This window comes from Psychrobacter sp. TAE2020, from assembly GCF_018919485.1.
Taxonomy (GTDB): Bacteria; Pseudomonadota; Gammaproteobacteria; order Pseudomonadales; family Moraxellaceae; genus Psychrobacter.
Genome location: NZ_JAHLMU010000001.1, coordinates 3,190,158 through 3,206,207 on the forward strand (window position 1 = coordinate 3,190,158; position 16,050 = coordinate 3,206,207).

A 16,050-nucleotide genomic window follows, 5' to 3' on the forward strand; every position below is an offset into this window, starting at 1 on the left:
TAACTCTATAAGGGTGAATACAAATGAAAAAACTTCATAGTAATGAGCGCATGAGCCAGATCGTCATCCATAATCAAACTATCTACTTATCAGGTCAAGTCGGTGCAATCGAAGAAGATGTAACTGCTCAAACCTTAACTTGTCTGGATAAAGTCAGAGCTCTGCTAGAAGAGGTAGGCAGCGATAAATCAAAAATCCTATCAGCCACCGTCTGGTTAAAAAGTATGGAAGATTTTGCGGTGATGAACACTGTATGGGATAAGTGGTTTGATGATACTTTGCCACCCGCTCGAGCCTGTGGCGAATCCGTTCTAGCGCACCCCGATTTATTAGTAGAAATTACCGTAATCGCTGCTGAATAAAGTTGCTGCTGATATAGCTATATTATATATAGCGATAAGAAAGCATAATGCTAACTAAGAGAATAAAATTAAGGAAGTAACTATGAGCAATGTTATTCATGGCGGTCAAGCGATTGTAGATAGTCTGCAATTACATGGGGTTAATCGCGCCTATGTCGTTCCAGGCGAAAGCTATTTATCGGTATTAGATGGGCTATACAACGCTGATATTCAGACAATAGTCTGTCGTCACGAAGCCGCTTGTACTTATATGGCAGATGCTCATGGTAAGTTCACTGGCCAGCCTGGCATTGCTATGGTCACACGTGGCCCTGGTGCTGCGCAAGCCTATACGGGTATTCATACTGCATGGCAAGATGGTGTGCCGCTAATACTGTTTGTCGGCCTCATCCCTGTAGCGGATAGAGACCGTGAGTCTTTCCAAGAGTTCGATCCTAACCAATGGTTCGCCAGTCAATGCAAACGTGTTCTGATACTGGATGAAGTATCGAGGGCGTCCGAGATAGTCGCCAAAGCCTTTCATGCTGCTTTAGAAGGTAGACCTGGTCCTGTAGTCGTAGGGCTACCGGAAGATATTATTAAACAGGAATTTCATGGACAGTTACATCCCGTTATCCCTATTGCTCAAGGCTGTGTTGCTGATGAGCAGTTGACAGTTATATTAGATGCACTATCAGCCGCTGACAAGCCGCTGATTTTTGCAGGGGGACAAAACTGGACAGCTGAAGCTTCAGCCCAGTTAACCCAGTTTGCAGAGGACAATCATATTCCTGTGATCCATGATTGGCGAGCCTCAGACAGAATTACTTTTGATTCTCTAGCGCATGCCGGTTATCTAGGTTATGGGCGCTCGGATCAATGTGCCGTATTGATTGAAACCGCTGATGTGCTGCTCACTATAGGCACCGTATTAGGAGACGTTGCTAGTGATGGCTATAAGTTACGACAGTCTTTTGATAAGCCCAATTACATTGTCAATCTAGATACTAGTTTGCGCGGGCATAGTGGTTCGATCACAGCTCATATTGCCGCCAATCCTATCAGCTTTATTGATGCTATGAGCAAATCATCACTAGTAGATTCAGAGTCACGTAATAAGTGGTTTGAATACTGCCATAAACAGCAAAGAAATGACTGTGCGTTTCCGCAAAAAACAGCAGAAAATGACAATATAGAAGCACTAAATGACGATGAAGGCTACGCTAGTATGACTCAAGTTGTCGAAGCGCTTACTGAGCAGCTGCCTGTAGATGCTGTCTATAGTTTCGGTGCAGGCAATCACTGTTTATGGGCACAGCGTTATCTGCCGACTCATACTTTCCCCAGTCAGCTTAGTACCAGAAACGGCGCTATGGGTTATAGCTTACCAGCAGGTATTGTGGCGGCATTAGAATCCCCTGAGCGCTTATCTATTGTGGTCACTGGTGATGGCGAATTTATGATGAATGAAGCAGAGTTATCGACGTCGATACGTTATAACGCTCCGGTTTTAATCATTTTGATGGACAATCAACAGTTTGGCACTATCCGTCAACATCAAGAAGCCCATTATCCCGATAGAGTCTCAGGTACTCAGCTAGAAAACCCTGACTTTGCGGCGCTAGCCAATGCTTTTGGCGCCAAGGGTATAACCATTGCTAATAATAAAGGTATCAAAGACAAGGTTAATGAAGCGCTAATGATTGTTACTAAAGAGCGCAAAACGGTGTTGCTACACGTTATCACTGATCCGGAAGAGTTGATGCCATAAATAGTGCATGCTACTTGCTGATGTTGTAAAACAAGGGCCAGCTGTGTTAGGGGCAGAGCTATAGTACATAAAGCGGTTGAGGTAGAGGACGCTATCAGACTTGCTAACGATATGCCATTTGGACTAGGTGCCTGTATTATTTTCCTGTAGGATAAAAACAGTAATAAAAGACAGCTGAAAATTTCATAAAGTGTAGTAGATATAGTTGCTACACTGGATGAGGTTTTCGGCAAGTTTTTGTTGCCTATTGATTAATATACTAGGAATATAAGTGCTGAAACTACTATGATGCAACAAAAGTTAGCAGATAGCCTGAATTGGACATTACTTCACGTATTGATTGCTATATATGAAGAAGGAGGGATTAGTGCTGCTGCTAATCGCTTAAATATCACTCAGTCAGCGGTCAGTCAAAATCTTAAGAAGCTCGAAGAGCAGCTCGATAGTAAGCTTGTCATCCGTAACACTAAGCCTTTACAGCTCACTCCCATTGGCCATTACTGTATCCAAGTTGCCCAAACCATATTTACAGAAATAACTTCTATTGAAGCTATGAAGGGTAGCAACTCACACTTATTAGAAGGTGAGATTAAACTACTGGTAGTTAGTCGAATTCATAACCCAAAATACAATGATTTTTTAGTATATTTCAAGAAAAAATATCCAAATATTACCTTAGATGTGACTGTGAAATCCAGCATGGATATTTTAAATAGTCTCAAACAAAAGACTCCTGCTGTTGGTATTTGTTTGGCTAGACATATCCCAGAAACCCTTAATCAGCAGTTGTTATTTACTCAACGTTATTACTTATACTGTGGGTACCATCATCCTTTATTTTCAGCGACCGACTTGAGTGTCGATAGTTTACTAAAAGAGGATTTTATAGCTTTTAGTAGTGAGGATATTGGCGATGTGCTTTCACCGATCACGGTATTTAAAGAAACCCATGATTTAATTGGTCGCATTAGTGCTTATACCAACAATTTAGATGAAGCAGTTCGTCTGATATACACAGGATATGGTATCGGCGCGCTACCTGACCAGTTTATTGCTGCCACTCATCTCGAGTCTAAACTCAGGCGTCTACCGCCAAAAGAAGGTATTGCTGATATACCGGTTTATCTTTTTTGGCACAAGCAACGTGCTTTATCACCCATTGAAGCTAAGTTTATTGAAGAAATTGTAGAGTTTGATATTTCTTTCTAATCCAACTGTAATACTGATAGTATTTACTAAGTAAAACCCTTGTAAGCTTCATGTTACAAGGGTTTTATTGTCGGTAATTATATTGGTTGGTACGCCTATTATGCCTAGTTTTTCATTAACAATAGCGCTTTAGAAATAGAGTAGAGTAAAAGTAGTCGGCCAAACCTAAATCAAGATTTGCCTATTGTTTAATAAAGCTGTATGAAACAATAGTAAGACATAGAATACTGATGATCCAAACCGCACTGACTATATCGGAGAGCGTTAAAAATCGATTAATTATCGATTTAGCTTCGCAAGACAAGAGCAGTGCTCGCAGTACCACCCAACCTAATTAAAGTTCTGAACAGAAAAAGTTGCTAGTGATATATACAATGTAAGACATTAAGATCACAGTGAATAAGAAACAGCTTAACTAGGCTGGCAAGTGGACTCATGCCAGCTGTTAAGTATTTGAGCGCACAGCAACTAATAAACAGCTTAGTAAGATATGATAAAACTTGTGCAAAAAAACAGTATCAAAGATTTGGCGCATCAGGTTGCTTTACAGGATCAGCATCATCAAAAGCTTTAAGCGAGCGGCAATGCTCATCAATAGCAAAGATGTTAGGATAAGGTGTCAAATCTACTTTAAAGCGGCGGGCAGAGGAGACTTGGGGTATTAAATAGCAGTCTGCAAACGTTGGACTGTCGCCGTAGCAAAATTTCCCACTTGATTTGTCTTCTGCTAATAGTTTCTCTAAAGCAGTAAAGCCCTCAGTCATCCAATGTTGGCACCAGACCATAACCTCATCTTCATCAACCGTTAACTCGTTGCGCAGATACTGTAAGATACGACGATTATTAAGGGGATGGATATCACAGCCAATCATAGCGCTAAGTGCTCGTATTTGCATACGCCCTGCAGCGTCTTTAGGTAATAGAGGGTTTTGCGTATAAGTCTCCTCTAACCACTCTAAAATAGCAGGGCTTTGATATAGTAGTAAATCATCTGTCTGCAATACAGGCACTAAACCTTGTGGGTTGATAGCTTTAAATGCTGTTTCTAACTGTTTGTCCTGGGCCAAATCAACCGCGATATAGTCATAAACTAAACCTTTAAGGTTCATAGCAATACGAGTACGGTAAGAGGTGCTACTGCGAAAGTAATTAAAAAGCTTCATCATCATTATTCTCCATTTTGGGCAGGTATCAAACGCTCATCATTATGTATATAATCAGTCACAATAATAAACCTGCTAAACTTAACAGGGTGTTATGAGTCATCGTAAGTAGATTTTTTTAAACCAATGTGTTTAGACTGAACGCTTAGACTGATAAGCGGAAAAGTAAAATCTGGCTTATTTCAATTGTCAGATATAAGCATCAAGTCGTATCTTCATTTAACTGAGTAAAAAACAGGCAACTGAGTAAATAATGTCATCATCAGATAACCCTTCAACCTTAAGTAATCCTTTAACATCGAACAAAAGTCAAGGTGGCGTGCAGTCTCTTGAGATTGGGTTATCGATATTAGATGTACTCATCGCTTATAACGAGCCTATGATGCTAAAAGCCATTGCTCAAGAGATGCAGATGCATCCGGCCAAATCTCATCGTTATTTGGTTAGCCTGATTCGTAAAGGTTATGCTCGTCAGCTCGATGATGGACGCTATGGGCTGGGCGAACGGATTAACGCTCTAGGCCAGACAGGTCTGGACCAAAATAACATCTTACAGCGATTGACTACGGTGGCCAATGAAATTAAAGAGGCTTTAAACTGCGGGGTACAAATTGCTAAGTGGTTTAGTGAAGGCCCTATTATTATTCAGTCCGTTGAACCAGATAACCCAATCAGTATCATTACGCGTATCGGCTCACGTATGCCGCTTACAACTTCTGCCACAGGTCAGTTGTTTGCTAGCTATCAACCAGATGCGATTATCAAACCATTAGTAAGGGCAGAGTGGCAAGGGGAATCTGCTACAGTAAGCAGCGCTGAAATATTAGCTAAATGGTTACAGTTTAAGCAGTTACAAGCTGATGTTCGCACACAAGGTTATGCGACGGTCACCGGTGACATGTTAATAGGTATTAACGCTATTACTATTCCAGTACTATTGCCGCAATTGAATAGCGGTACAGATGCCCTTGTCAAAGATCTGCCATTAGATTATGCCATTACTATTATTGGTACTTCAGAGCAGCTACCCATGAGTAAGCAGCATCAAGTGGCCGATAAAGTACGGGCGATAGCTAAACGCTATCAAATTGCTTAGCGAATATTCTGTTTAAAGGTTAAGGATTTAAAAGTTAACTTTCGCTTTTTACCTTCAGTTATTCCCCAACAGGAAAGTGCTCTTTGGCTTCGGTAAGTTCTTCGGCATGCAAAAAGTGCGTATGGGCAGGGGCACGTTTGGTCCGTGTCCATTCATCAAGCATATCTTGCTTGATTTCTTCAGTAATCATCGAGACTTTTTCTTCTGAAGTAATATCATCGTAGGTCAGTTCCATACGATGACCATTAGGATCGAAGAAATAAATAGAATGGAAGATACCATGATTGGTAACCCCGATAACGTCAATACCGCCGTCCTCTAAGTGCTTCTTAGCAGTCATTAAAGTATCACGGTCTTTTACTTTCATTGCTAAATGTTGCACCCAGTCTGGGGTGTTAGGATCAAAGCCCATCTCAGGTTGATTAGGCACTTCAAAAAATGCTAATACATTGCCATTACCGGCATCTAAAAACACATGCATATAGGGATCAAAGGCTTTGGTTGAAGGCACATGGTCTTCAGCGAATGCCAAGATAAAGTCCATATTTAGGTGCTTTTTATACCATTCGACGGTTTCTTTGGCGTCTTTGCAACGATAAGCAACGTGATGGATTTGTTGTATTTTAAAGGTCATTATCAATATCCTTTTGATAAATAATTAACAGAGTGCAATTACAGCAACAATAGATTTATAGTAATAAAAATACAATTGCTGCTTTGCTTTACTTGCTTGAATTGAACTGCAATTTATAAAAATTTATTTATAAAGTAGCGCAGGGCTTTAAGTTTATATTAGTGCCATGCTTAGTCTAAAAAATTAAACTCTAAAGCGGGTAATACAGTACCGCGCACCTCACCGAAGCCCACACGAATACCATCTTTCTCAGCATAACCTTTCATAATCACGGTGTCGCCATCTTCGATAAAGCTACGTGTCTCATCATTATTAAGCTTAACTGGTTTAGTGGCGTTCCAAGCCAGCTCTAGCATTGAGCCGAAAGTATCTGGCGTTGGCCCTGAAATCGTACCGGAACCCATCATATCACCAACTTCTACTTTACAACCAGAGATGGTGTGATGCGTCAGCTGTTGAGTCATCGACCAGTACATATATTTAAAGTTGCTCTTACAGATAACGGTTGCGGTATCAGCGTTTGCAGTTAATAGCTCTACTGATAAGTTAATATCAAAGCTGTTATCGCTAACTTTCTCACGTAAATAGGCTAACGGCTGTGGATCTTGAGTAGGGATTGAAGTTTTAAAAGGTTGTAGAGCGTCTAAAGTGACAATCCAAGGTGAAATCTCAGAAGCAAAGGTTTTGGCATTAAACGGACCTAAGGGTACGTATTCCCATTTTTGAATGTCACGAGCTGACCAATCGTTAAATAACACCATGCCAAAGATATGATCCCAGGCATTTTCAATCGCGATAGGTTGACCAATTTTGTTAGGCTTACCAACGATAAAGGCGGTCTCAAGTTCGAAATCAAGGCGCTTACAAGGTGAGAAGATAGGACGCTCATCAGGACTGAGTTTTAGCTGACCTGACGGACGGACAATATCGGTACCACTAACGATGACGGTGCTGGCACGACCGTTATAAGCAACAGGCATCTCTTTCCAGTTTGGCAATAAGGCATTGTCAGGATCACGGAACATGGTGCCAACATTAGTGGCGTGTTCTTTAGAAGAATAAAAGTCAGTATAGCCAGGTACGCGTACTGGCAAATGCATGGTAACGTCTGCTTGCTTGAACAGAGCCTTACTCATTAAGTCTTGATTGTTACTTAAGGTTTTGCTGTCGGCACAGAGTAGGGTTTGGATAGTTTTACGAGCTTTCGTCCAGTTGTCGCGACCAGATTCAATAAAGGGGTTTAGCGTAGGCTGATCAAAATAGGGGCCACCTTCTAGCGTCAATAGACCTTCAGTTTCAAGAACTGATAAGTCCAATACTTGATCGCCAATGGCCACACTGGCACGGCGTTTGCCGTCTTCAGTTTCACTAAAGATGCCGTAAGGAAGGTTATGAATTGAGAAATCAGAATCGCTAGCGATATCGATAAATGAAGTGAGGTTTTTGTCAATCGTTGACATGAAATGCTCCTTGCTAAATGTGTATAAGTGGTTTAATTAATATAATATTTGCTTAGTTAGTATTATGAGAATTAGCCCAATAAATTACGATATGGTTAACTACTTACGAATAATGTAATTTATAACCAACCATATTGCAAGGAGTTTTGGTAACTTATTGCTGTGTGGTTTGCTATCTGGCTCGTATAAATCAGTTTTTTCTTTGGCTTATTTATTTAAATCAATTGAGCATTAGTCTTTTAAGACTTTTACCATCGCATTGGCAACATAGTCAATATTACTGACATTGAGGCCGGCCACACACATGCGTGAGTTAGATACCATGTAGATACCAAAATCTATTTGTAGGCGTTCGACTTGCTCAGGGGTCAGTCCTGTAAAGCTAAACATGCCGTTTTGAAGAGTTATATAGTCAAAATTGCGCTCAGGAAGTTTGGCTTCTAGCACTGACTTGAGTTTAATACGCATGGCTTTGATACGGTCACGCATACCATAAACTTCGCCAACCCATTGCTGGTACAATTGCTCGTCATTCATAACGATATCGACCACACGTCCACCATGTGATGGCGGGCTTGAGTAGATACAACGGACTACAAAGTTGAGCTGACCAAAGACACGCTCGGCTTCGTCTGCGGTAGGACAAACGACTGAAAGTCCACCGACACGCTCGCCATATAGCGATAAGTTTTTAGAAAATGAGTTACTGACAAATACTGGCAAACCCATATCAACGGCTTTACGAATAGCATAAGCATCGCTGTCTATATCTTTGCCAAAACCTTGATAAGCAATGTCCATAAATGGGATTAGTTCACGCTGTTGAATGACCTCTAACACTGTATTCCATTGCGTTTGGGTTAAATCTATGCCAGTTGGGTTATGACAGCAAGGGTGTAATAACACTACATCATTTTTATTTAGCTTTTCAAGAAAGCTGACCATGTCATCGAATCTGACACTACTCGTGGCTTTGTCATAGTAAGGGTAAATGCCTACTTCGACATCAGCGCCTTCAAAAATAGCGATGTGATTACCCCAAGTAGGATCGCTCACATAGCATTTGGACTGTGGGAACCACTGATGGATAAACTCAGCGCCTACTTTTAATGCCCCAGAGCCGCCAATAGTTGCAATAGTAGCGACCCGATTTTCTTGCAACACTAGAGCGTCTTTACCAAATAATAACTCCTGACAGGCTTTGCGATGCCCAGGCAGTCCGGCCATTGGCAGATAAGGTCTAGAGGAAATAGGATCAGCAATGCGCTGTTCGGCCGTTTTTACACAGTCAAGTACTGGTAGTTCGCCGGCTTCATCATAATAAATACCAATCCCTAAGTTTACTTTTTTAGGATTGATATCTGCCAAAAACTTTTCCATAAGCCCTAAAATCGGGTCGCCAGCGTAATAGTCGATACGTTCAAACATGTTATTTCCCTTATTTTCTTATACAACAAAATATGAATTGAGCCGCCAAAAAGCATAGACCAGTTTGATTATTAACTCAACGTTAGATTTCCCTATAACCCGTTAATTCGTTCACTTAGCTCTTAAAACATGCTTTAAATCGCTCTCAAAAACTTTGTAAGGTATTGAAATAGCTATCAAAATAGGTTTGTAAAAACTGTTTAAAAACAATGCTAGCAGGCGATAGCCCTCGAGATGAGCGCTGATAGATAAAAAATCGTCGCATTTTAACAGGTTGTGATAGCGGCCGCATTTGTAACCCATTGGCGCTCACCCAATCAATAACTTCAGGCATATAGGGTAGACATAAGGTTATGCCAAAGCCTTGGCGAGTCATCTCAAGGGCCGTTGACATAAAGTTCACTTTATAGCGCGCTTGCTGTATGTGATTAGCAACGGCTTCATCCAGTTCAGCGGTTACTTGCTCGTTAATGGGACCATTTAGAGTAATCAGTGGAGTACCTAATAGCTGCTGCCAAGTGATCTCGCTTTGCTTAGCCAGTTCATGATCATCAGGCATCACCACACAAAAAGGCAACTGATATAACAAGTCGGCTCTGATGTCATCGTCCGCCTCCATATAACTTAGCTCTACGCCTACGCCCAAATCTACCTCAATGTTCTGAATGTACTCCAGCACATTCTCTGCTGAGCAATCTAACAATGACACACTAATTTCAGGATACTGTTTGGCGAACTGTGCCACCACTGCAGGCATGGATGAGGCCGCAAATTGTGATACCGCCAAGCGTACTTGACCTTGTGCGAGGCTGGTCAAGCTGCTCGCTTCATTGACAAACAAGTGCATTTCGTTGAGGACTCTACGAGCTTGTGGCAGCAGATTTCGCCCCACCGTAGATAACGACAGCTGCCGAGTAGTGCGATCAAACAATACGATTTCAAGGTTGCTCTCTAACTCTTTAATCAATCCGCTGACCGCAGACTGGGTCAAATGCATCTGCTCACTGGCACGAGTGAAGCTGCCGTTGTCAGCGACTTTGATAAATGCATCTAACTGACGAATACTCACATTCATAAGGAAACCTGATAAATAAATCATTAAATACAATTAGTCTTATAAATCAAGCTAATCTAATATAAATGCATCGTCAATAAGAATTATTGATTACCGCTATTTTTTAGCATTATATTTTTATCGTTTTTATACCACCAATTGAAATTAAGGATAATGACAATGGCAGATTTATTTGAAAACCCAATGGGACTAAACGGGTTTGATTTTGTTGAATTCGCCTCACCTAAACCTGAAGCGGTATCCGCCCTTTTTGAGCAGCTGGGCTTTACTCATGTTGCCAATCATAGATCTAAAGATGTCGCTCTATACCGTCAAGGTGACATTAACCTCATACTAAACCGTGAACCCAAGAGCCCAGCCAGCTATTTTGTTGAAGAGCATGGAGCAGGGGCGACTAGCATGGGATTTCGCGTCAAAGATGCCAAGAAAGCTTATGAGTTAGCGATTGAGAACGGTGCCCAGCCAGTAGACGTACCAACTGGGGTAATGGAGCTTAGACTACCAGCTATCAAAGGTATCGGCGGCTCACTTATCTATTTGATTGATCGTTTTGAAGACGGTAAATCTATTTATGACGTCGATTTTGAGTTTCTTCCAGAAGTAGACAAGTACCCCGTGGGTCATGGTTTTAAAGTTATCGATCATCTCACGCACAACGTTTACCGTGGTCGCATGGCTTACTGGGCAAGCTTTTATGAGCGCATATTTAATTTCCGCGAAATTCGCTTTTTTGATATCAAAGGTGAACATACCGGCTTGACTAGTAAAGCAATGACTGCTCCTGATGGTAAGATTCGTATTCCACTAAATGAAGAATCTAAGCAAGGCGGCGGACAAATCGAAGAGTATTTAATGCACTTTAATGGTGAAGGTATTCAGCATATTGCCTTAGCAAGTGATGATTTATTTGCCAGTATCGATAAACTTAAAGCGGCAGGTATTCCGTTAATGACTGCGCCAATGGATACTTATTATAAAATGCTTGATGAGCGTTTACCGGGTCATGGTGAGAATATCTCTGACCTACAGATGCGTGGTATCTTGCTAGATGGCACAACAGAAGGTGGTACACCGCGTCTGCTACTACAAATTTTCTCTGAGACTATTTTGGGTAGCCCCGTATTCTTTGAATTCATTCAGCGTAAAGGTGATTATGAAGACGGCTTCGGTGAAGGTAACTTTAAGGCGCTATTTGAATCGATAGAACGTGATCAAATTAGCCGCGGAGTTATTGGTGAAGTTGAAAGCACTACAGAGGTCTAAACAGTAATACAGTAAATAGATCAGTCAGTAACTAGCAGGACAGCAAGGGTTTTGTCCTGCCAGTATGAATAGCAAGGTATCTTTACTAATATTCCAGCAATCAAACATCAATAATAAGACAGCATCCATAAAGTGTTGCCAATAAAGAACCAGTCATAAATAACTGTAAAAATTTAAAATAATAATGAGTTCAATATAAAACTACCACCAATAACTTTAGTGAAGACATTGGCATCAATACCTCTAGCAAGAATAACACGGTACCAACTATAGTGAACTGACTTCAGAAGGACAGTAGACATGGAATGCACGGCTTCTAATATTCAAATCCGCAATACTAATAGCGGCAAGACTAACAGCACCAAGACTAGCAGCGACCAAATTAATAATGAAAAGCAACCCTATATATCACATCAAATTGATGTCAATGGTCACATTGATTATAGTGACGACGAGCACGCCATATGGCAAACACTGCTTGAGGGTCAAGCCAAGCAAATACCCAATCGCGCCTGCTCAGAGTATCTAATAGGGCTGGACAAACTAAACCTCCCTACCACCCAAATCCCACAACTTTATGATATCGACGCGGTACTACAAGACGCCACAGGTTGGCAGACTGCCGCTGTGCCTGCATTGATTAGCTTCGGTAAGTTTTTTAAACTCTTAGCAAATAAACGCTTTCCGGTAGCCACCTTTATCCGTCGCTCTGAGGATATTAATTATATTGAAGAGCCTGATATTTTCCATGAAATTGTAGGCCACTGTCCGCTGCTTACTCATCCTGCTTTTGCTGCCTTTAACGAGACTTATGGCAAGCTGGGGTTGAATGCTAGTAAAGAAGAGCGGATGTGTCTGGCGCGGTTGTACTGGTTTACCATTGAGTTTGGCTTGGTCGGGCAGAGCGGTGACCAACGTAAGGCGTCGCGTAGGATTTATGGCGGCGGTATATTAAGCTCACCCTCTGAGACCATATATGCGCTAAGCGATGAGCCCCAACATCAACCAGAGTGCCGAGAGTTTGATTTGCTCGATGTCTTACGCACCCCTTATCGTATAGATCAAATTCAGCCTATTTACTATGCTATTGATCATCTAGACACTTTATTTGACATCGTCGATAGTGACATCATGAGTATGGTCAAAAAAGCCTTATCACTAGGTCTGTTTGAGCCCACCTACCCAACAAAGAATGCCTAGATAGTTTATTGGATGGATTAAACCATTTAATAAATTAGATCAGGTTAAATTAAAACAATCTAGCACAATCCAAAATAATAATAGGAGAATACCATGACCGAGTTATCACAATCTAGCTGTGAAGTCTGCCGTATCGGTGCACCAACAGTCAGCGCTGCAGAGGCAAGCGAGCTGTTAAAACAGATTCCTGATTGGTCATTGATCAATGTTGATGGCATCAATCAATTGCAGCGTGAATATAAGTTTAAAAACTTCGTAAAGGCTATGGCATTTGCCAATCAACTGGCAGAGGTTGCCGAAGCGCAAGGGCATCACCCTGGAATTTTGGTGGAATGGGGCAAGGTCACCGTTACTTGGTGGTCGCACAGTATCAAAGGCCTACATAGTAATGACTTTATCATGGCAGCAAAAACCGACAAGTTGCTCGATAAATAACAACAACTCAATAAAACTTTTAAAAATCTAAATCAAATTGGCAACATAAGGATGTGTTATGCCTCCACAAGTACTTACCGAGCTATCTCCTAAGGTAGCCTTTATCGTTGCTAGCGTTGTCATCGCGATTATGGGGGTTACCATGATCGGCTTTGGCTGGGTGCCGCATCTATCATTGATGCTCGCTATTGCTGTCTTGCTGGCCCTAGGTATGTTTAAGGGATTGAGCTTTGAGAAGATGCAGGAGCAGATGTCCTCAGGCGTCTCCAGTGGTATCGGTGCGATTTATCTATTGTTCTTTATTGGCTTGCTGGTCGCCGCTCTTATGATGTCGGGCGCTATTCCCACCATTATGTACTATGGTTTTGAGCTAATATCTCCGCAGTATTATTATATCTCTGCCTTTGTCTTGACCTCGATTATTGGGGTGGCGCTGGGCAGTAGTTTGACCACGGCAGCGACGATAGGTGTGGCTTTTATTGGGATGAGTAATGCCTTTGATGCCAACGTCGCTATTGCTGCAGGTGCTATCGTCTCAGGCGCATTCTTTGCTGATAAAATGTCCCCACTATCAGATACTTGTACCCTTGCTTCTTCTGTTGTGGGCATTGATTTGTTTGAGCATATTAGTAATATGATGTATACCACAGTACCTGCGTGGCTCATTACTGCAGGGCTGTTTTGGTTCTTCTCTGGGCAGGCGGGTAGCGGCGATTTAGCTCAAGTTACCCTGTTGCAGTCGCAGCTGCTTGATAGCGGCTTAGTACATGCTTATTCAGTACTACCATTTGTTGTATTGGTGGTGTTAGCGTTATGCCGAGTAAATGCTATCTATACCATCATTTACACCATCGCTAGCGCTTTAATCATTACCTACTTTCATAGCACCCCTAGTATTGGACAATTAGGCAGCTACATGTTTAACGGCTATACTCCTGCCGAAAGCTTAGAGCTAGGCGAAGTCGGTGGCATGATCTCACGCGGTGGTATGCAGAGCATGTTCTTTACCCAGACTATTGTTATCTTGGCATTAAGTTTAGGTGGGCTGCTAAGCGCATTGGGTATCTTGCCGGCGCTACTGTTAGGTATCAAAGATATGCTGACCACCTCAGGGCGCGCTATCTTTGCCGCCTCTATGGCAGCTTTAAGTATCAACGTCCTAATCGGGGAGCAGTATTTAAGTATCTTGCTATCAGGTACCGCTTTTCGTCCTACCTTTGAGCGCTTGAATCTCCATCCTAAAAATTTATCACGCACCATTGAAGATGCTGGTACCGTTATCAATCCTTTGGTACCTTGGAGTGTGTGTGGGGTGTTTATCAGCCAAGCGTTAGGCGTACCAGTGCTTGAGTATCTACCTTATGCGTTCTTCTGTTATTTATCGCTACTACTGACGATATTATTTGGCTTTACTGGGTTTACTATTACTAAGATAGATCCAATCAAACAGCAAGTTAATGCTTAATAACGGTTAATCTTTTACCTTATTAAACTTGTCTTATTAGAATGTCACTCTCATCAAAAGAGCGGTATTAAAAGCAGTTAAATAGCATTAGTGAAACACGAAAGGTAGTTAAGGTACTCTAACTTTGACTGCCTTTTTTTGTGCTTTATTCGGTAGGTTGATTTTCGTCAATTGATTCTCCCATGTACTTAGTCACTATGGTTGATTTAAAAGGCACATCTACTTTTTCGGTCACCGGTAATGCATCCATGTCTGCACGTAGCATCACTGTAGGACCAGGTTTAGCACCCTTCAAAAAACCAACAACACCTGTGTGCCTTATATCTGTTTCGACCTGCATGCCTAGTGATTTTAAATGCTTGGCAACAACAGCTGCTGTACGAGTTTCTCTATTGCTCAATTCGGGATGCTGGTGGATATCCCGACGCCATTCAATAACCTTTTTTTCGACACTTTTAACTTCTTTGTCAATATTAATGGTGCTAGGGGCTGCAAATATGCTTTGCTTTCGGTGGTGAGAAAGCCTCAGGTGTTGGTCGCTTCGGACGCCATATCACTTTTGATGAGTTCACCACCTATCAGTGGGTATCGGTACAAACGGAGCAGCGTCCGTATCCCGTGTAAAACATTTTTATGTGCCCGTTTAATCTCAATAACTATCAAGGTAAGAAATAAAAACCCATGACCGATTATGCTAACCAAGCTGGTTAGCCAAGCCCAATTAAACAAGCCCAAAAAAATAAAAACCTCTTAGGCCTACGATCAATAGTAGCTCTAAGAGGTTTTTTATATCTGAAAATCTGGGCTCTTGCTTCTGATAACTTCAGAGTATTCTTTAATACTGAGGTTTAGAGATTATGCTGATTTAGCTGAGTTTGAAAACACTGCTGACTATTTTTTGAGTGATTGCTTATACATTTGCATGAGTTTATCGAACTGTGCAGGGGTCAGGGTACTGCGTACGACTTTTATGCAGTCACGACGCAGCTTCATATGGGCCATTTCAGTTTCGCTAATACGGTGCATCAACGCCGTAGTAGTGGCATCGTCAGCGTCTGCAATCAGCGCGGCGCGCAACTGTCCACGCAAGGCTTTTTCATTGGCTTGCAGTCCCAAACGATTTTTCATAGCCATTTTACGATAATTAGCAAACACTGCAACTTGGGCAGGTGTTAACGCCAACGCCTCTGCTTGTCCCACGATATAGGGCATTAATTCTATAATAGGGAAGCTACTATCGGCCGCGACACTAAGGCCTGTATCAGCAACGGGGGCTGCCAACACTTCAACTGAAGATTGCGGCAAAGCAGGTAGGTGGGCTTTATTATAAGTCGGGGTCGTACTCTGGCACGCAGTTAATGACCCGGCTAATAATAAGCTGCTCACTGTAAATAATACTGAGGTTTTTAATGACTTCGCGGTATTGATTTGTGGCATGTTGCTCTCCTAATATTAACTTCACATATTGATGCTAAACAGAATAAACCACTGTGTTTGGCCATCATTAATT

15 protein-coding genes are annotated in these 16,050 nt (G+C 41.8%); 8 read left to right on the forward strand and 7 right to left on the reverse strand.

Features of this window, described 5'->3' with window-relative positions; translation table 11 throughout:
• The first annotated feature begins 23 nt into the window (after positions 1-23).
• The 3 genes from KPY62_RS13135 (at position 24) to KPY62_RS13145 (ending at position 3,321) form a co-directional block, all read left to right on the forward strand.
• Entirely contained in the window at positions 24-362 is a 339-nt protein-coding gene (locus KPY62_RS13135; RefSeq protein ID WP_216582927.1) for a RidA family protein, read from the forward strand.
• A gap of 82 nt (positions 363-444) precedes the next feature.
• Positions 445-2,112: a thiamine pyrophosphate-dependent enzyme gene (locus KPY62_RS13140; protein WP_216582929.1), complete on the forward strand. Its 1,668-nt coding sequence runs from the start codon at positions 445-447 to the stop codon at positions 2,110-2,112.
• Positions 2,113-2,397: 285 nt separating this feature from the next.
• Entirely contained in the window at positions 2,398-3,321 is a 924-nt protein-coding gene (locus KPY62_RS13145) for a LysR family transcriptional regulator (RefSeq protein WP_216582931.1), read from the forward strand.
• A gap of 518 nt (positions 3,322-3,839) precedes the next feature.
• Here the strand turns inward: KPY62_RS13145 and maiA are convergent.
• Positions 3,840-4,484 (reverse strand): maleylacetoacetate isomerase, encoded by a 645-nt coding sequence (maiA, locus tag KPY62_RS13150; RefSeq protein ID WP_216583409.1) that lies wholly within the window; start codon positions 4,482-4,484, stop codon positions 3,840-3,842.
• Between the two features lie 253 nt (positions 4,485-4,737).
• On the opposite strand from maiA, the gene KPY62_RS13155 reads away from it, so the two are divergent.
• Positions 4,738-5,580, forward strand: a complete 843-nt coding sequence (locus KPY62_RS13155) for an IclR family transcriptional regulator (RefSeq protein ID WP_216582933.1) — start codon at positions 4,738-4,740, stop codon at positions 5,578-5,580.
• A 58-nt stretch (positions 5,581-5,638) separates the two neighbouring features.
• Here the strand turns inward: KPY62_RS13155 and KPY62_RS13160 are convergent, their stop codons facing one another.
• The 4 genes from KPY62_RS13160 to KPY62_RS13175 all read right to left on the reverse strand — a co-directional run bounded on the left by KPY62_RS13160 (position 5,639) and on the right by KPY62_RS13175 (position 10,177).
• A complete protein-coding gene (locus KPY62_RS13160; RefSeq protein ID WP_216582935.1) occupies positions 5,639-6,214 on the reverse strand; it encodes a VOC family protein in 576 nt (191 codons plus the stop codon).
• Positions 6,215-6,384: 170 nt separating this feature from the next.
• Entirely contained in the window at positions 6,385-7,674 is a 1,290-nt protein-coding gene (fahA, locus tag KPY62_RS13165; protein WP_216582937.1) for a fumarylacetoacetase, read from the reverse strand.
• A 231-nt stretch (positions 7,675-7,905) separates the two neighbouring features.
• The gene (locus KPY62_RS13170; RefSeq protein ID WP_216582939.1) at positions 7,906-9,102 is read right to left on the reverse strand and encodes an aromatic amino acid transaminase; all 1,197 of its coding nucleotides are present in this window, start codon (positions 9,100-9,102) and stop codon (positions 7,906-7,908) included.
• A gap of 145 nt (positions 9,103-9,247) precedes the next feature.
• Entirely contained in the window at positions 9,248-10,177 is a 930-nt protein-coding gene (locus tag KPY62_RS13175; RefSeq protein WP_216582941.1) for a LysR family transcriptional regulator, read from the reverse strand.
• Between the two features lie 159 nt (positions 10,178-10,336).
• Between KPY62_RS13175 and hppD the strand changes: the two genes are divergently transcribed.
• The 4 genes from hppD to nhaC all read left to right on the forward strand — a co-directional run bounded on the left by hppD (position 10,337) and on the right by nhaC (position 14,540).
• Positions 10,337-11,440, forward strand: coding sequence for a 4-hydroxyphenylpyruvate dioxygenase (gene hppD, locus KPY62_RS13180; protein ID WP_216582943.1), 1,104 nt, complete (start codon positions 10,337-10,339; stop codon positions 11,438-11,440).
• A 300-nt stretch (positions 11,441-11,740) separates the two neighbouring features.
• Entirely contained in the window at positions 11,741-12,640 is a 900-nt protein-coding gene (phhA, locus tag KPY62_RS13185) for a phenylalanine 4-monooxygenase (RefSeq protein WP_216582945.1), read from the forward strand.
• 93 nt (positions 12,641-12,733) lie between these two features.
• Positions 12,734-13,075 (forward strand): 4a-hydroxytetrahydrobiopterin dehydratase, encoded by a 342-nt coding sequence (locus KPY62_RS13190; RefSeq protein WP_216582947.1) that lies wholly within the window; start codon positions 12,734-12,736, stop codon positions 13,073-13,075.
• 58 nt (positions 13,076-13,133) lie between these two features.
• A complete protein-coding gene (nhaC, locus tag KPY62_RS13195) occupies positions 13,134-14,540 on the forward strand; it encodes a Na+/H+ antiporter NhaC (protein WP_216582949.1) in 1,407 nt (468 codons plus the stop codon).
• 145 nt (positions 14,541-14,685) lie between these two features.
• Here nhaC and KPY62_RS13835 read toward each other — a convergent pair whose 3' ends face one another.
• Both KPY62_RS13835 and KPY62_RS13205 read right to left on the reverse strand, forming a co-directional pair.
• Complete coding sequence (locus KPY62_RS13835; RefSeq protein ID WP_228730698.1) at positions 14,686-14,940, reverse strand: hypothetical protein; 255 nt, start codon at positions 14,938-14,940, stop codon at positions 14,686-14,688.
• A 491-nt stretch (positions 14,941-15,431) separates the two neighbouring features.
• On the reverse strand, positions 15,432-15,977 hold the full coding sequence (locus KPY62_RS13205) for a Spy/CpxP family protein refolding chaperone (RefSeq protein ID WP_216582954.1): 546 nt from the start codon (positions 15,975-15,977) through the stop codon (positions 15,432-15,434).
• Positions 15,978-16,050 lie beyond the last annotated feature (73 nt).